Source organism: Streptosporangium sp. H13245 (genome assembly GCF_055690525.1).
Genome location: NZ_JBSZKT010000046.1, coordinates 31,381 through 51,561, shown reverse-complemented (window position 1 = coordinate 51,561; position 20,181 = coordinate 31,381). Strand labels below are relative to the sequence as shown.

Genomic DNA, 20,181 nt, shown 5'->3' with positions numbered 1-20,181 from the left:
CATGGGATGATTTATCTGTGAATAATGTGCTCGATCTCGTCGGGATCTTCGTTTTCGCCCTCTCGGGCGCCCTGGTCGGCGTGCGCAGGCGGCTCGACGTGGTGGGCATGGCCGTGCTGGCCGAGATGACCGCGCTGGGCGGCGGGATCCTGCGCGACCTGATCCTGAACGTGCGGCCCGCGGCCTTCTCCAGCGTCGGCTACGTGGTCGTCCCCCTGGCGGCCACGGCGATCGTGTTTTTCTGGCATCCGCAGGTCGAGCGGGTGATGCCCGCGGTGAACGTCCTCGACGCCGCCGGGCTCGGCCTGTTCTGCGCGGTCGGCACCGAGAAGGCGATGTACTTCGGCCTCACCCCGCTGCACGCGGCCCTGCTCGGGGTCACCACCGCGGTCGGCGGCGGCATCCTGCGCGACATCCTCGCCGGTCAGATCCCCACCCTGCTCTACGACCGCCAGCTGTACGCGGTGCCCGCCATGCTCGGCTCGGCGCTGATGGCGCTGCTCTACGTCGCCGGGCTGCACGGCTGGCCGGCCACGCTGGCCGCCGCGCTCCTCGCCTTCGGGCTGCGGATCGCGGCCATGCGCCTCAAGCTGCGGGCGCCGCTGGCCAGGGGCGTCACCTCCGACTGAGCCCCGCTCTCACAGGGCCGGGGTGAGGGGCTCGGCCGGGCGGGTGCCGTACGCGCCCCTGAGCCTGGCCTCGGCGATGCGCCGCACGGCCTCTACGAGGACCTGGGGCGGCTGGGTGAAGGGGAGGCGGAGCCGCCCCTCCAAAGTGCCGTCCACCCCGAACCACGGCCCGGGGGCCAGGCGGACCCCCTGGCAGGCCGCCGCGTCGACCAGCGCGACGGCCGAGGGGCCGGACAGCCGCACCCAGAGCGAGCCGCCGCCGCCGGGCGTCGTGAAGCTCCAGTCGGGCATGCGCGCCGCCAGCTCGGCCGCCAGGACGTCCCTGGAGGCGCGGAGGAGGCGGGCCCGCTCGGCCCTGGCCTCCTCGATGCCCTCGAACAGCCCGGCCACCACCAGCTGCTCGAAGAGCGGGCTCGCGATGTCCACGGAGGCGCGGAGCATGGCCAGGCGGCGGACCGTCGCGGCGGTGGTGCGGATCCAGCCGATGCGCAGCCCGCCCCACCACAGCTTGGACGCCGAGCCGATGGTGATCACCCGGCCGCCGGTGTCGAACGCGGCCAGCGGCGTGACCCCGGGCCCCTCGTCGATCGCCAGCTCGCACCAGCTCTCGTCGGCCACCAGGGTGGTGCCGTACCGTCTCGCCGCGGCGGCCAGGGCCGCCCGCGCCGCGTCGTCCATCAGGTGCCCGGTCGGGTTCTGGAAGTCGGGGATGACGTACACGAGGCGGGCGGCCGACTGGCGCATCGCGCTGGTCAGCAGGTCCAGGTCACGCCAGCCCTCGTCGGGCACGCCGACCGGGACGATCTTGGCGCCGCGCGTCCTGGCCAGGCCGAGGACGTGCGGGTAGGTGGGCGACTCCACCAGCATCGGGTCGCCCCGGGAGAGCAGCATCGTGGTCACCAGGTGGATGGCCTGCTGGGCTCCGGTGGTGACCAGGATCTGCTCGGGCCGGGTGGCCACCCCGCGCGCGGTGTAGCGGGCCGCGATCGCCGCGCGCAGCGGGGCGATCCCGACCGGGTCGTAGCCCATGCCGAGTGTGTAGCGGGGGTACTGGCCGGTGGCGGCGGCGATCGCGCCGGGCAGCGTCGAGATCGCGCTCGGGGCGGCGCTGTGCAGCGGCAGCAGCCCGTCGTCCTCGCCGGCGAGCCACGGGTTGTCGGCGCCCAGCGAACTCGCGTCGGGCAGCGCGGTCCAGCTTCCCGCACCTTGCCTGCTCTCCAGGTATCCCTGCTCGCGGAGCAGGTCGTAGGCCGAGGTCACGGTGGTGCGGCTCACGCCCAGGGCCTCGGCGAGGTGCCGCTCGGCGGGCACCCGCACCCGCACGGGCAGCCGCCCGTCGAGGACCAGCGACCGCACGGTCCTGGCCAGGACCCGGTAGTACGGCCTGGCGGCGGGGTCGATCGCCAGCAGGCGGGCGAGCTGGGGGCCGCTGAGGTACCGATCCATGGCGACCACTTTAAGGCCACTTCCCGGTATTGGCCCTTTTGGTCCGGCACTATCCCCCGGACGATGGACGTCATTATGAGCGAACTCTCCCTGCCGACCCTCGTCTCCCTTCCCAACCGGCTCACCCGCCTGTACGCGGGCCTGGCCCTCTACGGCGTCGGCGTCGGCCTGCAGATCGAGTCACGGCTGGGCGGCAGCCCCTGGGACGTGTTCCACCAGGGGCTCTCCATCCACATGGGCCTGTCGATCGGCACCTGGATCATCATCGTGGGCGCCCTGGTCATGCTGCTGTGGATCCCGCTGCGGCAGCGGCCGGGGGTGGGCACCCTCAGCAACGTCGTCTTCCTCGGGCTGTTCGCCGACGGGGCCATGTGGCTGCTCCCGGCCCCGGACGCGCTCGCCGCGCGCTGGGCGTACCTCCTGCTCGGCGTCGTGGTCACCGGCGCGGCGACCGGCCTCTACATCGGTGCCGGGCTCGGCCCCGGGCCGCGCGACGGCCTGATGACCGGCCTGAACCGCCTCGGCCTGTCCATCCGCGCGGCGCGCACCGTCATCGAGGTCACCGTGCTGGCCGCGGGCTGGCTGCTCGGCGGCACCGTGGGGGTGGGAACGCTCGTCTTCGCCCTCGCCATCGGGCCGCTGAGCCAGTTCTTCATGCCCAGGACGAAGCCGGGCGCCCAGTTCCTCCGGAGGCCACCGTGGACCGCGCGAAGGCGTTAGCTTCGAGGCATGTGGATCGAGGACTACGCTCTCATCGGCGACATGCAGTCGGCGGCCCTGGTCGGCCGGAACGGCTCCATCGACTGGCTCTGCCTGCCGCGCTTCGACTCGCCCTCCTGCTTCGGGGCGCTGCTCGGCGACAAGAAGAACGGCCAGTGGTGGATCGGCCCCGCGCACGCCGAGCGTCCGCACGCCACCCGGCGCAGCTACCGGGGCGAGACCCTCATCCTGGAGAGCGAGTGGGACACCCCGACCGGCACGGTCAGGGTGACCGACTTCATGCCCACCCGGCACACCAACCCCGATCTGGTCAGGATCGTGGAGGGCGTGTCAGGGACGGTGGAGATGGCCACCGAGATCCGCATCCGCTTCGACTACGGCCGCATCGTGCCGTGGGTGCGCCGCAGCGACGGCCTCCTTCAGGCCGTCGGCGGACCCGACTCCGTGTGGCTGCACTCCCCGGTCCCGCTGGAGGGCGGTGACTACGCCCACCGGGCGAAGTTCGAGGTGTCCGAGGGCGACAGCCTGGCGTTCGTCTTCACCTGGCACCCCTCGCACGAGCCCAGGCCCGTCGAGATCGACCCGCACGAGCAGCTGGCCGAGACCGAGTCGCTGTGGGCCGAATGGGTCGAGCAGTGCACCTACCAGGGGCCATGGCGCGAGGCCGTGGTCCGCTCGCTCATCACGCTCAAGGCGCTCACGTACGCCCCCACCGGCGGCATCGTCGCCGCGCCGACCACCTCGCTGCCCGAGGACCTCGGCGGCGTCCGCAACTGGGACTACCGCTACTGCTGGCTGCGCGACGCCACCATGACCCTGGACGCCCTGATCGGCTCCGGCTACCTGGAGGAGGCGGGCGCGTGGCGGTCCTGGCTGCTGCGGGCCATCGCGGGCCGCGCCCAGGACCTGCAGATCATGTACGGCGTCGCCGGGGAGCGCAGGCTGACGGAGCTGGAGCTCGACTGGCTGCCCGGCTACGAGGGCTCCCGGCCGGTCAGGATCGGCAACGGCGCGGTCGACCAGCTCCAGCTGGACGTCTACGGCGAGGTCATGAACTCCCTGCACCTGTCGCGCGTCTCGGGCCTCGCGGCCGACCACCGGGCGTGGACCCTCCAGTACGAGCTGATCTCCTACGTCGAGGAGCACTGGGGCGACGCGGACGAGGGCCTGTGGGAGGTACGCGGCCCGCGCCGGCACTTCGTCCACTCCAAGGTCATGTGCTGGGTCGCCGTCGACCGGGCCGTCAAGCAGGTGGAGTCCTTCGGCAAGCCCGCCCCGCTGGCGCGCTGGCGGGAGCTGCGCGACCGCATCCACGCCGAGATCTGCGACAAGGGCTTCGACCCGGTACGCGGCACCTTCACCCAGTCGTACGGCTCGCAGGAGCTGGACGCGGCGCTGCTGCTGATCCCGATCGTCGGCTTCCTGCCCCCCGAGGACCCCCGCGTGATCGGGACGGTGGAGGCGATCCAGCGCGAGCTGATGGTCGACGGCTTCGTGCTGCGCTACCCGGTCTCCCCCGACAACGACGTCGACGGCCTGCCCGGCGGCGAGGGCGCGTTCCTGGCGTGCAGCTTCTGGCTGGCCGAGGCCCTGGCGATGATCGGCCGCAAGGACGAGGCCGTCGAGCTGTTCGAGCGCCTGCTCTCGCTCCGCAACGACGTCGGCCTGCTCGCCGAGGAGTACGACCCCCGCTACGGCCGGATGGTCGGCAACTTCCCGCAGGCGTTCAGCCACGTTCCGCTCATCCACACCGCCCGCGCGCTCAGCTGAGACGGCGACATCCGGACACGTCTGACCCGTTTTATCCCTTTTGGTCCGGATGAGTCGGTGGAGGCGGTGGAGTTCTCGGAAATTCACCAAGAAATATGGGATTCGGCTGCAACAATCCGGTGCGATCGTGACTCTCATCCGATGTAACACCACCGGAAAGGATCGGACCAATGAGCGATTTCGATGTGAGCAGCACTGACCTGGTCGACTACGACGGCGACGGGAGCACCGACGCCCAGCTGATCGACGTCGACGGCGACGGTCTCGCCGACGAGGAGCGCTACGACACCGACGGCGACGGCGTCACCGACGTCGTCTACCTCGACCACGACGGCGACGGCTACATCGACGAGACGCGGGTCGACCTGAACGGCGACGGGGTCGCCGACTACACCGAGACCGCGGGCCCCTTCCCGACCGTCTGAACCGTCTGATCAAAAAGACCGGCACGAGCCCGGCCGACCTCACCGAGGGGGAGACCCGGATCCGGGTCACACGGGCGGCCGACGAGGAAGGCTTGCGATGAGGGACCGACGCGCGTTCCTTCCCTTGTTCCTGGCCTGGCCGGCGCTGACCGGCTGCGGCGCGGTGACGGGGTTCGGAGGAGAGGCGGTCGGCGCTCCGTCGGCACCGCTGCGGGACGGCGGCGTGCGCCCCCTGAGTCCCGGGGAGACGGGATCCGTCACGGTCGGGACGCCGTTCGGATTCCTCCCGCCGCCCCTGGTGCTCGCGGTGGCGGCGGGCGCCCTGGCCGTGGTGGCCGTGGGCCTGTACCTGTGGCACCGCAACCGCCGTCCTGCCCCCCGTGCCCCCCTTCCTGGCACCTGGCGGGCGGACCCCGTACCCCCGGGGATGCCGCCGTTCCCGGCGGGCGGGGCGGGACCCGCACCGGGGCGGCCCGGCGCGGGCCACGCCGCCCCGCCGCCCGCTCCACCGTCCGTCCCACCGGCGGATCCGGCGGCGGACCCGCTGGCCGGGGCGCTGGCCGAGGTCGCGGCGAGCGGGATCAGCGCCGCGCTCACGCAGCAGGTGGAACGACTCCTCGCGGACCACCCGGGGCGCGAGGCGCTGGTGACGGCCTGCGTCGGCTACCGCGACCAGCTCGCCGAACGGCACCCCCGGCTGGCCGGGACGCTGCTGGAGGCGCTGAACCGCGCGGGGATCCGGGAGATCGTCGCGGACGGGCAGCGCTTCGACCCGCGCCTGCACGAGGCGTTCGGCACCGAGGCGGCCGAGCGCCCCGAGCTGCACGACATCGTGGCCGAGACCGTCCGGCGGGGATACGCCGACGGCGGGCGCGTGATCCGCGTACCGCAGGTCGTCGTCTACCGCCACGGGTCACCGGGCCCAGGAACGGACCGATGAGACACCCGGCCCGCACAGCGGCGAGTACGGCACGAGGGAAGCGACGCCCGGCCCGCACCACACCGGCACCCACGGCGAGTACGGCACGAGGGGAGCGACATCCGGCCCGCCCCACCGCGGGTACGGCGAGGGGGCGACGCCCGGTCGCGGGAGGGGCCCGCGCGAGGTTCCTGGCACCCGCCGGGGGCGGGGCGGCGGGACGGTCAGCCCTCGGCGAGCCCGGCCCGCAACCGCAGCCTGCCCCGGTGGATCCACACCCTCACCGTGTTGAGCGGCACCCCGAGCGAGGCCGCCACCTGCTCGTAGGTGAGGCCGCCCGCCCACAGCAGCAGCACCTCCCGCTGGGAGGGCGGCAGCGCGGCCAGCGCGCGGCGCAGGTCGGCCAGGCGGGCGACGGAGTCCTCGAACGACTCGACGACGGCCGAGTCCTCGTCCACCTCGGCGAAGAGCACCCCGCCGGGAGAACGGCGCCGCACCACCGTGCGCGCGGCGTTGCGCGCGATGACGAGGACCCAGGCGCGAAAGGACGCCCTGCCCTCGAAGGCGGCCAGGCCGCGCCAGGCCGCGAGCTGCGTCTCCTGGAGCGCGTCGAGCGCGTCGGCCCTGTTGCCCGTCAGCCGGTGGCAGACGCCGAACGCCTGGCGCTGCGCGGTGGCCCAGAGCGCACGGAAGGCGGCCTCGTCACCGGCCCGCGCCCCGGCGAGCAGATCGTCCTCACCCGCCCACGCCTCCATGAGCGGGTCGCCCTCACCCACCCACGCTTCCGCGAGCAGGTCGTCCTGTCCCCCTCGCGGCTCCGTGAGCAGCGGTGCCTCCCCGTTCGCCCGTACCTTCACGGGCGACGGACTCTCCCCGCCCGTCCGCGTCCCGGCGGCGGGAAGAACGTGCTCCGTGACGTCCGCGACGGCGGTGCTCGGCGACCCGGTCGTCATCGGCTGTCCATTCTCCCCGGGCGAAAAATCAGCCAATGACACCACGAACCGCGAATACCCGTCACGGGGCACCACGTCCTGATATTGGACCGTAACAATGCTGGATTCAGGCTAAATACGAAAAAGATTGATAAACCCGACAAACGCGCCTAGTCGTGCCCGTTCCTTCCCGGGACCCTCACCTCCCGCCGCACGCCCGGCCCCCGCCCCCGTACTCGCACCCGCTCCCACCGAGCTCCCGTACCCACCCGAGGAGAAGATCCCGGACATGCTCGCTCAGACGCCTCCGCCGGACGGCCCGGCCCGCGTACCCGCCCTCGGGAACACACCGGGCGGCCGGGACGGTGACGCGTGAACGCCGGGCCCGCGGACCTGCTGCGCCGCCTGTGCGACACCACCTCGGCCAGGCTCTCCGGCGCCGAGCTGCGCGAACGGGTGAGGCAGGTGCGCGCGGGACTCGACGCGCCGCTGCGGGTCGCGGTGGCGGGCGCGGTGAGCAGCGGCAAGTCGACGCTGGTGAACGCGCTGCTCGGGCTGCCCGTCGCCCCGGTGGACGCGGGCGAGTGCACCTTCGTGGTCACCCAGTACGAGTACGGCGAGGACGACGGCCACATCACGGTCGAGCTCACCGACGGCGGGGTGGCCCACTCCCGGCTGCTGCCCGGACACCGGCTCCCCGCCGAGTTCGGCGTCGACGTGGCCCGGATCCGGCGCCTGCGGGTCACGCTGGACCTGCCGTCGCTGCGCACGATCACCATCGTCGACACCCCCGGCATGAACACGGTGACGGTCGCCAACGAGCGGGCGGCCAGGAGCATGCTGTTCGGCTCGGGCGACGAGGACGACCGCGCGCAGGCGATGATCTACGTGCTGCGCTACGTCCAGAAGTTCGACGACACCACCCTCGCCGAGTTCCGCGGGCTCACCGACGCCTGCGGCATGAGCTGCGTCAACACCCTCGCCGTACTCGGCCAGGTCGACCGGCGCGGCGACGAGGGCGACCCGTGGCCGACCGCCAGGCGACTCGCCGCCAAGGGCTACGAGGACCTGCGCACCTCCGTCTTCGACGTGGTCCCGGTGATCGGCCTGCTGGCCGAGACCGCGCGGGCCCGCCCGCTGGGCATCGAGGAGGCCGCGGCCGTGGCGGCGCTGGCCGGGCTCGACGAGGACGACCTGGAGGACTACCTCCTGGACCTGGACGACTTCCGCTCGGCGCCCGAACTGCCCGTGCCCGCCGAGGTACGGCACCGGCTGGTGGAACGGCTGCACCGCTACGGCATCACCAGCGCGGTGGACGCGGTGCGCTCGACCGGGACCGCCGATCCCGAGGCGCTCGCCGCCCACCTGCTGGAGCGCTCGGGCTACTCCTCCGCGGGACGGGCCGCGACCGGCTCGGTGGCCGCGGGCATCGCCCACTTCGCCCGCCGCGCCGACCAGCTGAAGGCACTCGACGCGCTGACCCGGCTGCGCGCGATCGCCCGTACGCCCGCGCTGGGGGCCGACCGCGCCACCCTGGACGCGCTGGCGGCCCAGCTCGACGAGAACCGGCCGATCGCGACCTCCCTGGGCGGCCTGCGGATCTTCACCGCCGCCGAGGCGCTCGGCCGGGGCACGCTCGTACTGAACGAGGAGATGACCGCGGAGCTGCTGCGCCTGGCCCGCCACGACGAGCCCGCCGAGCAGCTCGGCCTGCCCGCCGAAGCCCCGGCCGCGGAGGTCGCCGCCGCGGCCACGGCGGCGTCGATGCGCTGGCGCACCCTCGCCATGATGAGCGAGGGCAGGACCGGCGGCCACCGGGCCAGGGACGTGCTGACCGTCCTGGAGGACCTCGTCTCTGCGGCCCTGGACGAGGTGGCCCTGGAGCAGGCGGCCCTGAACGAGGCAGCCCTGGACAAAGCGGCCCTGAAGGGGGCGGGGGCCGGGGGCGGCGAACCGCTCCCCCCGGTCCGCGTGGACCCCGCCGCGATCGAGGCGCTGCGGGCCTCCCCCATGGTCCCCGCCGACGACCGGCGGGCGCTGGAGCTCCTGCTCGCGGGGTCCGAGCTGGCCACCCAGCTCGGGGCGCCGCCCGGGGCGCCGCGCGCCGAGGTCGCGGGCTACGCCGCCGCCCTGGGCGCCCGGTTCCGCACCCTCACCCACCGGCCGCTCTCCCTGCGGCAGCGGCGGGCGGCCGAGACGCTGTGCGAGGCGTACGAGGCCATCTGGTCGCACTACGGCGGTTCCTGAAGACGGCACCCCCGACACCCGCAACCATCCCCGACAGGAGAAAAGGACCATGACGACCCCCGACCCGACCGGCCCCGTGGCCAGGCTGCTGCGCTACGCCAACGAGGTCCACGCGCTGGCCGGGCAGTGCGGCAGGAAGGACCTCGCGGAGGTGCTGGCCGCGTGCGCGGGCCGCTGGAAGGACGAGTGCACCGACATCGTGGTCGCCGGGGCGCAGAAACGCGGCAAGAGCCGGCTGCTCAACACGCTGGTGTCCCACCCCGACCTGCTCCCCGTCGACGCCGACGTCGCCACCAACTGCTTCCTGTCGCTGCGGCGCGGCCCCCGGCTGGCCGCCGTCGTACACCGAAGCACCGACGCGGGACCGGTCCAGACGCCGATCACCGTCGAGTCGATCCCCGACTACGCCTCGATGCGCGGCGACGCGGGCAAGCGCCGCGACGTCGTCAGCGTGGACATCACGCTCGACAATCCGCTGCTCGACGGCCTGCGGCTGCTCGACACCCCCGGCGTGGACAGCCTGACGGTCGGCCACCGGCAGGTGACGGTGGCCATGCTGCAACGGGCCGACGCGCTGCTGTTCACGCTCAGCGCGCAGGACCAGCCGGTGCTCAGGCACGAGCTGGAGTTCCTCGCCGAGGCCGCCGAACGCGTCCAGGCGATCGCGTTCGTCCTGACGAAGGTGGAGGACTCGGCCAACTGGCGCGCCCTCCAGGAGGAGAACAAGGCCCGCCTGAGGACCTTCGTCACCGAGGCGATCGCGGCGAGTCCCGGCAGGGCGGCGACGCTGGCCCCGCTCCTGGAGGCACCGTGGATCCCGGTGAGCGCCAAGCTCGCCGAGGCCGCCGAGGTCAAGCGGCGCGAGGGACGTACGGAACGCGCCGACACGCTGCGGGCGCGCAGCGGCATGGACGTGCTGGAGCGGCACCTGCGCGGCTTCGCCGAGGGCAGGGACTCCGCGCGGGGCGCCACGGTGGTCGCCGCCGCGCTGTCGGTGCTGGGCTCGCTGGCGACCGGCGCGAAGGACGACGTCGCCGTGGGCTCCGACGACGAGGGCGACGTCACCACCCGGCTCGCCGAGGTGGACGCCGGTCTGGCGGAGCTCGCCGAGCTGGCGGGGCGCCGCAGGGCGGGCGCGGTGGCCAACACCTTCCTCGGGCGCGAGGTGGCGGGCATCGTGGCGGCGCGGGTGTCCGAGATCCGCCAGCCGTACGAGAACACGATCGCCACGCTGAAGAAGCAGGCGCAGATCGACCAGTACATGGCGGAACTGCCGGAGAGCGTGCAGCGCTCCCTGGAGGCGGCCTGGTCGCAGATCGTGTACGACGTGGAGAAGCTGGCCAGGACCACGCTGGATGCCTTCGCCCGCGACCTCGGCCTCGACCCGGTCGACCTGGCCACCGACGGGCGCGCGATGCCCAACCTGACGCAGGTCCAGGTCAAGGGCGACATGGCCGCGGACGACCCGGGCAGCGTGGACCTGATCCGGGACGTGCTGCCCTCGGCCTCGATCGGGCTGTCGCTGGGCGGCTTCGCCACCGCCCTGCTCGGCCCGGTGGGCTTCATCCTGGTCGCCCCGGCCATCGGGGCGGCCATCTTCATGGGACGGCGCTCGATGGAGAAGGTGCAGCGCAGCCAGGCGGCGATCAGGGGGGCGCTGCGCGACCAGTTCTCGGTGGTCGCCAGGGAGATGACGCTCGACCTGGAACGGATGGTGGCGACCTGGCGGGTGGGCGTCGAGCAGACCGCGGACGACAGCCTGGCCCGGCGCCGCAGGGAGCTGGAGACCAGGCGGGCCGAGCTGAAGTCCGCCTCCGCCCGCTCGGCCGCCGACCGTCTCAAAGCTCGTAAGTCGGGTGAGGACCGCATCGCCGCGATCGCCACCCTCACCACGCGCGGCCGGGAACTCCGCAAGGAACTCGCCACCGCGGTGGCCGCCCTGGGCGCGGAACGACCGGTATCCGCCACGACCTGACCGGGCGCCTCCCGGCCGCGCCGGCCTTCGCAACAGGGACGACCGCTCCCGTCGGCGCGAGGGCGGCCCGGCGAGCGCGAAGGCTCGCCGGGCCGCGGGGGCCGGGCGCGGGTCAGTGCCAGGTCTCATGCCCCCAGGAGCAGGAGATGTTGCCGGAAGGCCCCCGGATGACGTCGCAGCTATGGGTGGGGCAGTAATCCACCTTCTCGCCGGCCCACGCCTCACCGAAGTGAAGCTGTGAGCCGTGGTGGCCGGAGCCGTACCCGTACGAGGGGCTGTGGTCGTACGAAGGGCCGTAGTCGTACGAGGGGGTCGGGTCGTAGTAGGCCATGGCGCCGGCGGCGGCACCGCCGCCGACGAGATCGCTCCCGTCGATCAGGGAGTCGAGGGAGTCGGCGGCGTCGACGACGCACTCGATGCCGCCGGTGACGTCCGCCAGCGCGATGGACACCGCGAACCCGCTGGCTATCGCGGTGGTGGTGCCGAGGGCCCTGGTGAGGCCGGCGCGGTCGTAGTCGTCGAGGTCGCAGACGTCGGAAACGACCTCCGCGACGCCTTCTCCGACGGCGCGGGCGACAGGCCGGACGACCTGGTTCGCCAGAAAGGAAAGACCGAACATTGTGGTTGTCACTCCGTTTCGAATGACCGGTTGCTCCCGCGTCTCCTGACTGTCCGCGGGGAAATCCGGCATTGGCGTTGGGACGGTTCGAAACCGGGGAGATCACGCACGACCTGGATTCGCGCGGCCTCTTCGAGGTGGGCCGGTCCGCGTTCGGAGACGGTTCACGCGAGAACGCGGATCGCGGGCTCCACAGGTGGTCCTACCGGGGTGGCCGTCGGAGTGACGGCCGAATTAAGGTGATATAAGGATTTATGTACGCCACTTCACCTACCTCCACGGTTTTGACGGATTTTGCATGGAGAGATGTCCCGCACCGTCACGGATGACCGGGTAAAAGACTCGACGAAGATCGCCCGCCTCCGGCGTCCCGGCCCTTCTTGGACACCTCTCAAGATGCACCCTCGAAAGGACGGCGAACAGGTGAAATTTCATACTCTCGAAAGCGGCCGGGCCGGTATAACAGGATCACGGCTATAACAGGATCATGACGTCAATCCAGCTCTCCCTGAATGCGATCACACTCCTTCGAGGAGGAGATGTCCGTCTCGGCGGCGGATCGGTCCGATGATCGATGTCGCGGCCACGGTTGCGATCTTGTTCGTGCGGAACAATGCGAAACTTCTTCTTAACGAATCCGTTCTCCACGGGCATCGTGAATGGCGTCGAGCATCCCTCAGTCACCAAGACCCTGGGAGAGAGCGTGCATCGGTTCCCGGAAGACGCTCACGGGATGTTCAGCACGGCGGTGCGTGCGGCCGAGCCCCTGTGGCGGGGCGGCTGCTGGATCCGCGCCGGGCTGCTGGCCGGCATCTGGAGCACACTGGTCTGGGCGGAGCCCGCGGACACGCTGCGCGGCACCGTCCAGCTACTGCCTGCGGCGGGAGCCGTGCTGCTGGCGTTCGCGCACACCAGCGCGGACGCGCTCGCGCGCCTCAGGCGGCTCCCCTGGGCCGAGCGCCTCGTCGAACACCTGTCGAGCACGCCGGGCAGGGCCACGGTGGACGCCTCGGGGCTGGCCGAGGGTGCCGGCGCCTTCCTCGCGACGTGGCTGTTCGTGGGGCCGTTCCCGCTGGAGAGCCTCGACCCCGCCGTACGGACGGCCGGGGTCACCCTGGCGACCCTCTACGTGTGGGAGGCCGTGCTCCAGGCGGTGATCGACCCCGGCTGGTACAGCCTCGAACATCCGCCCTCGGCCGGGATGCGGCTGTTCCGGCCGGCCATCCCGCTGATCCTCAGCGGCATCGTACTGGCGAGCGTGTTCCCGTACAACGACGTCGCGGCGCAGGTCCCGGTCGCCGCCTATCTCGTGCTCGCCGGGCTGCCGCTCCTGTACTTCCCGCTGTGGGTGGCCTTCGACGTCATGTTGCGCGCCTCGGTGAGCCACATGTCGGACAGCCGCCGCCTGTGGCAGCAGGAGACGTCCGTCGACCTGCACAGCCTGGCGAGGAATTCGGTGAGCCTGCTCAAGCAGTACGTCGACGAACCGGCGCCGGACATCGGCGAGACCAGAAGCCTGGCCCGGGAGTGCATGATGCGCGTGGAGGAGATGCGCCGCGACGTCCTGACGGCGGCCGGCCGAGGGGGAGCGCGCCCTTTCGGGGAATTGTGGGAGATCATGCTGCGCATCTTCCCTCCGATTCCGCGCCGGCGGTGCTTCGTGGACGCGGACTCGGCGCGGCTGGCCCTGTCGTCGGCCGACTACCAGATCGCCCGCCGCGTCCTTCCCGACCTGGTCACCAACGCCCTGAACGCGGGAGCGGGCACCGTGCGGGCGACGTGCGTGGCGGAGGGGGGTGAGATGTGCCTCGTCGTGGAGGACGACGGCTCGGGCGGAATGGCCGCGGAGAGGGCGGGCGAACCGTACGGGAGCCTCTCGGTCCTGCGCGAATGGCTGACCCTTTTCAACGGCGACATCGAATGGGTTCCGTCGGATTCCGGAACGCGGGCGCGGGCGCGCTGGCGGGCGCACCGGCAGGACGTCTCCACCCGGCTCGTCGCCGTCGGTGGCCCGGAGAGGCCGTAAAGGCCGGAAAGGAAGGGATGACGAACATGCGCATCGTGGTCGTCGACGACATATTGCAGGCGGGCAAAGCGGTGGCACAGGCGCTGCAGGGAACCTCGCACGAGGTGGACCTGGCGTTCACACCCGAGGTTCTGGCGAGCACCCTGCGGGAAAAGAGCTTCGACCTGGCCTTCGTCGACCTGGACTTCGGCCGGATGTCCACGCAGACGGGCCTGACCGTCCTGCGTCACCTCGCCGAACCCGGCATACCGTCGGTCATCTACTCGGCCGACAGCGAGGACAACCGCGTCCTCTTCCTCCTGGCGGCCTTCCAGTTCCACGACCCGCTGACCCTGATTCCCAAGGAGGCCGGCGGAGAGGAGATCCGGAACCTGGTCCAGCTGATCGAACGGGGCTCGCGGCCGTCTCCCGATCTTGCCGGAGACCGCTACCGCCCGCCCCGCGACGGCCGCTCGATCCTCGACAGGCTCATCAGCACCGAAACGGATCTGAACATCTGGGAGAAGGTGTCGATGTACTCCGACCGGCGTGTCCTGTCCACCGCGGCCCACACCTCCAAAAGCAACATCGACAAGTTCCTCGCCAGGAAACCCGAGATCATCCGGGAGGTGGAGCGGATTCTGCTGCGCCACCCGGCCCCGCCGGAGATACCGACGTCCGACCGGCTGGCCAACTCACACCTGCTGCCCGTGATCCACGCGTTCGCGGTGACCCATTTCCGGTTCTTCCGGGACCCCGAGGTCCACAGGCTCATCCGCGACAGGGATCGCCGCCGGCCGTCCGACAAGGACGGCGTCCGGGGACGATACCGGCCAGGCCCGCGGTGACCGCCCCCTGGCCGCAGCCACTCGCCCTCGTCGTGGAGCACGGCGGGCTGCTCGCATTCCTGGCCGCTCTCGCCCTGACGCCGGGCGCGCACGTGGTGCTGGCCTGGACGCTGGAGCGCCGTCCGGTCCGGCCGAGGGAACAGTTCGCCGCGTTCATCGTCGGGGACCCGCTGCTGTGCCTGGCCTGTGGCCTGGGGGTGGAACTGGCGCCGGGCGGTGTCCCCGACGGCGTCCGGTTCCTCGGCACCGCGCCCGCGCTGGCGGCGTCGGCCGGAGGCTGGCTGTGCTACGGCCTGTGGCAGTGGCGTGCCGAGCTGCGGGCCGGCTTCTACACCGTGGCGCAGGCGACCTCCCCGACCAAGATCTGGCACCAGGTCGTCGTCTATCCGGTGTTCGGCACGCTCGTCCTGGTGACGGCCTCGGCGGGGCTGGCCGCGCCACTGGGCGAGCACCCGCTCGCCACCTCGGCGGGCAAGTTCGTCATCGTGGCCTGCCTCGTCGCCTGGGCCGCGCTGCACGCGTACGACCGCGGGCATCCCCGCCTGGGGCATCCCCCCTTCGACTGGCGGAGACTGCGGCCCAGCGAGGAACCCTGGGGCGACGACTCGGTGACCCTCAGGACGTGGGCACGCGAGCGGGCGTGATTCCCACCCGCCGGAGCCCCTCGTACCCGCGCCGGTCGCGAAGGACCTGACGCGGCCAGAGCGGTCAAAGCGGCAGGTGCACCAGGGTGGCGGGCTGGTCGCGGGCGGTGCCGGTCGCGTCGGCGGGGCGGTGCAGGCAGAGCAGGCCCGTGGGAACCCGGACGACCGGCTCGAACATCCCCGGCGTGCGGTGCACCTCCCGCGCCCCGGCGGGGGTGACGTGCAGCAGCCTGCTGCGGCCCGCGTCCTGCATGGTCATCCACATCGAGTCGCCGTCGGCGACGAACCTGGGGCGCTCCCAGCGGTGCCGCGAGGTGAGGTGACCGGCCAGGGTCGCCGACTGCTTGCCCATCAGGAACTCCAGCGTCTGGGAGCGCTGGTCGAAGATCCCGACCGACCACCCCCTGGCGGGGCTCACCTGGTCGGTGCCGACCGCGTAGATCTGGTTGCCCGCGGGGAACCAGCGCAGCGCGCCGCCCCGGGGACGCGGCATGACCAGCCTGGTCCTGCCGTCGGCGGTGTCGGCCTCCAGCCCCGCGGATCCCGAGGTGAACCACCTGCCCCGGTGCAGGACCACCTGGTGCAGCCAGCCGCGCCCCGGCTCGCGCACCGTCGGGCGCACGACGCCGCCGGGGTCGACCAGGCACAGCACCTGCCACGGCCTGAAGTCCTGGTGCCGGTTCTGGAACATCGGCTTGTTGCTGCTGAACTGCCCGAGTACCACGGTGCAGCCCGGCGCGCCCACCGAGGGCGCCGGCTCGGTGCCGCTGGGGGCCTCCTGGTCGAGCAGCCGTCGCAGCCTGTTGTCCTCGTTGAGGAACCACTGGGCGTGCGGGCCCAGCTCGCGCGGCTGGGGAGCCTGGAAGGCGAAGGTCCCGCCCAGGTCGAGCTCGATCATGGCCAGGTGGCCGGTCTCCCCCCAGGGCAGGCCCATCGCGGTGTCGACCGGGACGGCCTGGCGGGAGTGGAAGAAAACCCACGCCGTACGGCCGTGGACGATCACGTTCGGGTTGCCCTGCATCTGCATCGGGTGGGTGGCGCGGATGGCCAGGTCCGGGGTGAGGGTGCGGACCAGCACCTGCGCGGGCCCCACCTGCTCCACGGCCACGGCGCCCTCTCCGGAGACGTCCCACTCCACGAGCCTGCCGAAGCGGAACTCCCGGTCGTGGCGGCCCCCGATCCCGTCGAGCCTGCGCAGGAGGTGGCCGCTGTCGAAGGCCTGGTGGACGAAGACCCGGCCCGCCTCGGCCCGTGCCTCGAGCACGGCGTCCATGACCTTCTCGATCCCCTGGACCGTGGGCCCGCCCGCCGTACCCCCTCCGGCGCCCTCGGGGCTCCCAGGGCTCCCCGGCGGGCCGCCGAGGGCCCGGTGACCGCCGGTGGCGCCGTCCTCGGGACCGGTGAGCACCCGGTGGTCGCCGGTGGCACCGCCCGCCGGGCCGGTGAAGGCCCTCGGGCCCGCGACCGGCGCCCCGGCGGGCCGGTGGCCCCCGGCGGGATCGCCCGCGGGGGCCGGGGAGTCCGCGTGCGGTCCCGGCGGGCCGGTGAAGGCCCGCTGCCCGGTGCCGGGAGGGCCGGAGAGGACCGGGGAGCCGCCGGTGCCGGGAGTGCCGGGAGGGATCAGGGGGCCGCCGGTGGCGGGAGTGCCGGGAGTGCCGGAGACGCCGGGAGGGACCGGGTGGCCTCCGGTGGCGGGAGTGCCCCGGCCCGGCTCGCGGTGCTCGACCTTGAGCTTCCAGGCCAGCTGCGCGGCGCCGTACGCGACCACGATCTTCGGGTCGTCGTAGGTCCTGACCCGCTCGCCGAAGCGCTCGCGTACGGCCTTCTGGACCAGCGGCATCCTGCTGGGCCCGCCGGTCATGAACACCGCGGCCAGCTCGTCCGACTCGACCCCCGCGCCGCGGATCGTCTCGTCGAGGATGTCGACCGTCCTGACGATCTCCTCGCCGATGAGCTCCTCCAGGTCGGCCCTGGTGATGTGCACGTCCTCGTTGATGCCCACCACGTAGTGGGAGGAGGTGTCGAACTTCGACAGCGTCTCCTTCGCCTCCCTGGCCATCTTGAGCAGGTCGGCGGCGTAGCTGACGTAGCGGCGCTCGGGGTTGGTCGTCACCTGCAGCCACCAGTCGGCGTCCAGCCGCTCGATCTGGGCGCCGAGGAACGCGAAGACCTGCTCGTCGAACCCCTCGCCGCCGATCTCGTCGCTGCCCCCCGGCTCGCCGACGACCGCGAAGTCGCCGCCGTCCACGGTGAGGACGGCCGCGTCGAACGTGCCGCCGCCGAGGTCGTAGACGGCGAGCCGCGAGCCGCCGCCGGTCGCCCGCCCCGCGGACGCGAAGTAGCGGGCCGAGGCCACCGGCTCGTCGATGAGCGCGATCCGCACGCCGCTGACGACCTTCCTCGCCGCCGCCAGCAGCACCGCCTTGCGGTCGGCGCCCCAGGCCACCGGGTGGGTCAGCGCGATGCAGTCGGGCTCGGCGCCGTCGAACCGCCGCCGCCCCTCGCTGACGAACAGCTCGAGCAGCGCCGCCAGGGCGTCGGCCACGTCCACCGGGACGCCGCCGAGCAGCATCCGGCCCCGGCCGACGTAGCGCTTGGGGTTGCGCTCGACGCGCTCGGGACTGATCGCGATGCCCCGCTGGGCGATCCTGCCCGCCACGAGCGTCCCCCGCTCGTCCAGCATGACCGCGGAGGGGATGCGCCGCTCTCCCTCGACCTCCAGGACGTCGAAGCGCCCGTCTGCCGCTATCACCCCGGCGGAGAAACTCGTCCCCAGATCGACACCGAGGCACCACTGCGCCATGTCCACTCCTCTTTGAACTCCTCCCAGGCTCGGAGGCCGGGGACTCTCCCGTCGCGGTTGAGCGGCGCGCGGGGGTTGACGCTTCACAGACCGGGTAACCCCGAGGTCTCCACGTCCTGACACCGGCGTTCCGACGGCGTTCTTGATATTGATCGCGGCGTTGGTGCCGGTGTGACCGGCCCGGCCGCACGCGGGGTCGGCGCAGGCGTACCTTATCCCGTCCGGGGCCGCCGGGTCACGGCGCCCGCCGCCGGTGACAGGCCCGCGCGGGTGCCGTCCGTACGGCGACAGGGAAGGGCGGGTCAGCCGCCGGTGCCGCCGTCGGGGCGTACGGCCAGGGCGGCGAGGACGCGGGCGAAGTCCGGCGGGGGCGCGACCACCAGCCGGGTCTGCCCGTCCTGGCTGACCAGGTCGGCCCTGATCAGGGAGAGACGGCCGCCGTGCCACCAGTAGACCTGCGGGCTGAGCGCCTCGGCCCGCCTGTCGAACTCCCGCTGGGCGAACAGCCTCAGCCGTTCGATCGCGCGGACCACGCTGATGCCCTCGACCGGGTGGACGATCAGTGTCGCCGGGTCGGGCAGGGCGACGAGGACGCCGTCGGAGGGGACCGGCAGGTAGTCGCCCAGCCTGCGCAGGTGGGCGGCGGCCCCCTCGGTGGGGCCGGTCAGCCTGCGGACCGCCACCCCGCCGAGGTCACCCTCGGTGACCGAGAGCCGTTCGTCCTGGCGGGCGTTGTCCAGGGCCAGGTCGAGCGCCTGAGCCGCGGTGATCGGCCAGCAGCCGACCTCCTCGGGGCGGACCGGGCGCCCGGCGCCGTCGCCGACGGTGAGCACCTCGACCAGGTCGGCGGTGAGGTGGCGCCCGACCACGCGGGCCGGGTCGAGGTCGTCGTCGAGCTGGATGCGGGTCCGCAGCAGCGGGTGGACCTGCTCCAGGTCGCAGGCGTCGAACGGCTCGTCCGCCGTGGCCAGGACGTGGGACAGGTGCTCGGAGACGATCATCGGCCAGTCCTCGCGGGAGCGCCGGAGCGCCTCGGCGCGCAGCCCGGCGAGCCGCACCACGACCCGGCGCGGGCCGGTGAGCGTCAGGGTCGCGCCGCCGGGATCGAAGGCGCAGGCGTAGCCGAGATTGTCCGCGACCAGGGCGAGCAGGGAGTCGAGATCGACCTCTTCGACCGGACGCGGCGGCGTCTCGGTCCGCCGGTCACGGTGCCGCCGGAACAATCTCACGCGTGCGCCCTCCCTGCCGGTTTCCTCCTAGGTTCGCACCTAGAGTGCCTTGCCGACGCCCCCTGTTGAGTAGGCCAGAGAGCACGATTTTGCATCAATAGCACCAAGTGCCCCGAGCAATACAGAAAACTGTGGCTTTCCATGCCCTATCGGAAGCCCGGCGACAACGGGCACTCCGAGCGGCGCGAGCAGCTCCTCCAGCACCGGGTAGGGGTCGCCGCAGTCGGTCCAGGATCCCAGGACGAACCCGGCGGCCCCGTCGAGCGCCCCGGCCTGCAACAGCTGGGTGAGCATCCTGTCGATCCGGTACGGGGCCTCGGTGACGTCTTCCAGCAGGACGATCCTGCCCCGCGCCGACAGCGCGTACGGGGTGCCGCAGAGCGCGGCCAGCAGGCTGAGGTTACCCCCGGTGACCGGCGCCGTGACGGCACCGGGGACGATCACCCGGTCGCCGGTGATCGTCGGCGGGGCTCCGGCGAGCGCGGCCGTGAAGTTCTCGAAGGTGCGCGGCTCGGGCCCCTCGGGATCGCTGATCGTGGAGCAGGCCGGCATCGGCCCGAACCAGGAGGCGACGCCCAGTTCCACGGCGAACGCGCTGTGCAGGGCGGTGACGTCGCTGGAGCCGACGAGCGCCTTGGGACCGGCGGCCCGCATGGCGTCCCAGTCGAGGTGGCCGAGGAGCCGGGTGGCGCCGTAGCCGCCGCGGGCGCAGAACACCGCGCTCACCGCGGGGTCGCACCAGGCGTCCGTCAGATCGGTCGCGCGGGCGGCGTCGGAGCCCGCCAGGTAGCGGTCCCTGTCGAGGACGTGGGCGCCGACGACGACCTTCAGCCCGAGCCCCTCCAGGACGCGGACGCCGCGCGCCAGCCGTACGGAATCGGGAGGTCCGGACGGGGCCACCACCGCCACCGTGTCGCCCGGACGCGGCGGAGGCGGGACCGGTATCCCGGCAGCCGGTTCGTTCACTCCG

At 72.6% G+C, this 20,181-nt stretch carries 16 protein-coding genes; 10 read left to right on the top strand and 6 right to left on the bottom strand.

All coding sequences use genetic code 11. The annotated features are described in order from the left end of the window. Positions 1–17 precede the first annotated feature (17 nt). Entirely contained in the window at positions 18–629 is a 612-nt protein-coding gene (locus ACW9TB_RS35825; RefSeq protein ID WP_472752553.1) for a trimeric intracellular cation channel family protein, read from the top strand. Between the two features lie 9 nt (positions 630–638). On the opposite strand, the gene yczR is transcribed toward ACW9TB_RS35825, so the two are convergent. Continuing rightward, on the bottom strand, positions 639–2,075 hold the full coding sequence (yczR, locus tag ACW9TB_RS35820) for a MocR-like transcription factor YczR (RefSeq protein ID WP_472752552.1): 1,437 nt from the start codon (positions 2,073–2,075) through the stop codon (positions 639–641). Between the two features lie 75 nt (positions 2,076–2,150). Between yczR and yczE the strand changes: the two genes are divergently transcribed. The 4 genes from yczE to ACW9TB_RS35800 all read left to right on the top strand — a co-directional run bounded on the left by yczE (position 2,151) and on the right by ACW9TB_RS35800 (position 5,930). Further along, positions 2,151–2,795: a membrane protein YczE gene (gene yczE / locus ACW9TB_RS35815; RefSeq protein WP_472752551.1), complete on the top strand. Its 645-nt coding sequence runs from the start codon at positions 2,151–2,153 to the stop codon at positions 2,793–2,795. 9 nt (positions 2,796–2,804) lie between these two features. Further along, entirely contained in the window at positions 2,805–4,565 is a 1,761-nt protein-coding gene (locus ACW9TB_RS35810; RefSeq protein ID WP_472752550.1) for a glycoside hydrolase family 15 protein, read from the top strand. Positions 4,566–4,735: 170 nt separating this feature from the next. Then, positions 4,736–4,990 (top strand): hypothetical protein, encoded by a 255-nt coding sequence (locus ACW9TB_RS35805; protein ID WP_472752549.1) that lies wholly within the window; start codon positions 4,736–4,738, stop codon positions 4,988–4,990. 97 nt (positions 4,991–5,087) lie between these two features. Continuing rightward, the gene (locus tag ACW9TB_RS35800) at positions 5,088–5,930 is read left to right on the top strand and encodes a nucleotide exchange factor GrpE (protein ID WP_472752548.1); all 843 of its coding nucleotides are present in this window, start codon (positions 5,088–5,090) and stop codon (positions 5,928–5,930) included. Positions 5,931–6,133: 203 nt separating this feature from the next. On the opposite strand, the gene ACW9TB_RS35795 is transcribed toward ACW9TB_RS35800, so the two are convergent. Continuing rightward, positions 6,134–6,862 (bottom strand): RNA polymerase sigma factor, encoded by a 729-nt coding sequence (locus ACW9TB_RS35795; RefSeq protein WP_472752547.1) that lies wholly within the window; start codon positions 6,860–6,862, stop codon positions 6,134–6,136. A 351-nt stretch (positions 6,863–7,213) separates the two neighbouring features. On the opposite strand from ACW9TB_RS35795, the gene ACW9TB_RS35790 reads away from it, so the two are divergent. Further along, positions 7,214–9,088, top strand: a complete 1,875-nt coding sequence (locus ACW9TB_RS35790) for a dynamin family protein (RefSeq protein WP_472752546.1) — start codon at positions 7,214–7,216, stop codon at positions 9,086–9,088. Positions 9,089–9,137: 49 nt separating this feature from the next. Beyond that, complete coding sequence (locus ACW9TB_RS35785) at positions 9,138–11,063, top strand: dynamin family protein (RefSeq protein WP_472752545.1); 1,926 nt, start codon at positions 9,138–9,140, stop codon at positions 11,061–11,063. 112 nt (positions 11,064–11,175) lie between these two features. On the opposite strand, the gene ACW9TB_RS35780 is transcribed toward ACW9TB_RS35785, so the two are convergent. Further along, a complete protein-coding gene (locus ACW9TB_RS35780; RefSeq protein ID WP_472752544.1) occupies positions 11,176–11,682 on the bottom strand; it encodes a hypothetical protein in 507 nt (168 codons plus the stop codon). Positions 11,683–12,415: 733 nt separating this feature from the next. Between ACW9TB_RS35780 and ACW9TB_RS35775 the strand changes: the two genes are divergently transcribed. The 3 genes from ACW9TB_RS35775 to ACW9TB_RS35765 are packed head-to-tail and all read left to right on the top strand — an operon-like array spanning position 12,416 to position 15,179. Then, positions 12,416–13,708, top strand: a complete 1,293-nt coding sequence (locus ACW9TB_RS35775; RefSeq protein WP_472752543.1) for an ATP-binding protein — start codon at positions 12,416–12,418, stop codon at positions 13,706–13,708. Between the two features lie 17 nt (positions 13,709–13,725). Further along, the gene (locus tag ACW9TB_RS35770; RefSeq protein ID WP_472752542.1) at positions 13,726–14,535 is read left to right on the top strand and encodes a hypothetical protein; all 810 of its coding nucleotides are present in this window, start codon (positions 13,726–13,728) and stop codon (positions 14,533–14,535) included. After that, entirely contained in the window at positions 14,532–15,179 is a 648-nt protein-coding gene (locus ACW9TB_RS35765; RefSeq protein ID WP_472752541.1) for a hypothetical protein, read from the top strand. Before ACW9TB_RS35770 ends, ACW9TB_RS35765 begins: the two co-directional genes overlap by 4 nt. 64 nt (positions 15,180–15,243) lie before the next feature. On the opposite strand, the gene ACW9TB_RS35760 is transcribed toward ACW9TB_RS35765, so the two are convergent. The 3 genes from ACW9TB_RS35760 to ACW9TB_RS35750 all read right to left on the bottom strand — a co-directional run bounded on the left by ACW9TB_RS35760 (position 15,244) and on the right by ACW9TB_RS35750 (position 20,177). Then, positions 15,244–17,982, bottom strand: a complete 2,739-nt coding sequence (locus ACW9TB_RS35760) for an Hsp70 family protein (RefSeq protein ID WP_472752540.1) — start codon at positions 17,980–17,982, stop codon at positions 15,244–15,246. A 302-nt stretch (positions 17,983–18,284) separates the two neighbouring features. Beyond that, on the bottom strand, positions 18,285–19,211 hold the full coding sequence (locus tag ACW9TB_RS35755) for a hypothetical protein (protein WP_472752539.1): 927 nt from the start codon (positions 19,209–19,211) through the stop codon (positions 18,285–18,287). Between the two features lie 39 nt (positions 19,212–19,250). Continuing rightward, positions 19,251–20,177 carry a S66 peptidase family protein gene (locus ACW9TB_RS35750; RefSeq protein WP_472752538.1) on the bottom strand — a complete coding sequence of 309 codons (927 nt, stop codon included), beginning with the start codon at positions 20,175–20,177 and terminating at the stop codon, positions 19,251–19,253. Positions 20,178–20,181 lie beyond the last annotated feature (4 nt).

What these genes read in the sequence shown, in the direction of transcription:
- yczR (WP_472752552.1), bottom strand. Translation starts at nt 2,075, where the DNA reads ATGGATCGGTACCTCAGCGGCCCCCAGCTCGCCCGCCTGCTGGCGATC.
- yczE (WP_472752551.1), top strand. Translation starts at nt 2,151, where the DNA reads ATGAGCGAACTCTCCCTGCCGACCCTCGTCTCCCTTCCCAACCGGCTC.
- ACW9TB_RS35810 (WP_472752550.1), top strand. Translation starts at nt 2,805, where the DNA reads ATGTGGATCGAGGACTACGCTCTCATCGGCGACATGCAGTCGGCGGCC.
- ACW9TB_RS35805 (WP_472752549.1), top strand. Translation starts at nt 4,736, where the DNA reads ATGAGCGATTTCGATGTGAGCAGCACTGACCTGGTCGACTACGACGGC.
- ACW9TB_RS35800 (WP_472752548.1), top strand. Translation starts at nt 5,088, where the DNA reads ATGAGGGACCGACGCGCGTTCCTTCCCTTGTTCCTGGCCTGGCCGGCG.
- ACW9TB_RS35795 (WP_472752547.1), bottom strand. Translation starts at nt 6,862, where the DNA reads ATGACGACCGGGTCGCCGAGCACCGCCGTCGCGGACGTCACGGAGCAC.
- ACW9TB_RS35785 (WP_472752545.1), top strand. Translation starts at nt 9,138, where the DNA reads ATGACGACCCCCGACCCGACCGGCCCCGTGGCCAGGCTGCTGCGCTAC.
- ACW9TB_RS35780 (WP_472752544.1), bottom strand. Translation starts at nt 11,682, where the DNA reads ATGTTCGGTCTTTCCTTTCTGGCGAACCAGGTCGTCCGGCCTGTCGCC.
- ACW9TB_RS35775 (WP_472752543.1), top strand. Translation starts at nt 12,416, where the DNA reads ATGTTCAGCACGGCGGTGCGTGCGGCCGAGCCCCTGTGGCGGGGCGGC.
- ACW9TB_RS35770 (WP_472752542.1), top strand. Translation starts at nt 13,726, where the DNA reads ATGACGAACATGCGCATCGTGGTCGTCGACGACATATTGCAGGCGGGC.
- ACW9TB_RS35760 (WP_472752540.1), bottom strand. Translation starts at nt 17,982, where the DNA reads ATGGCGCAGTGGTGCCTCGGTGTCGATCTGGGGACGAGTTTCTCCGCC.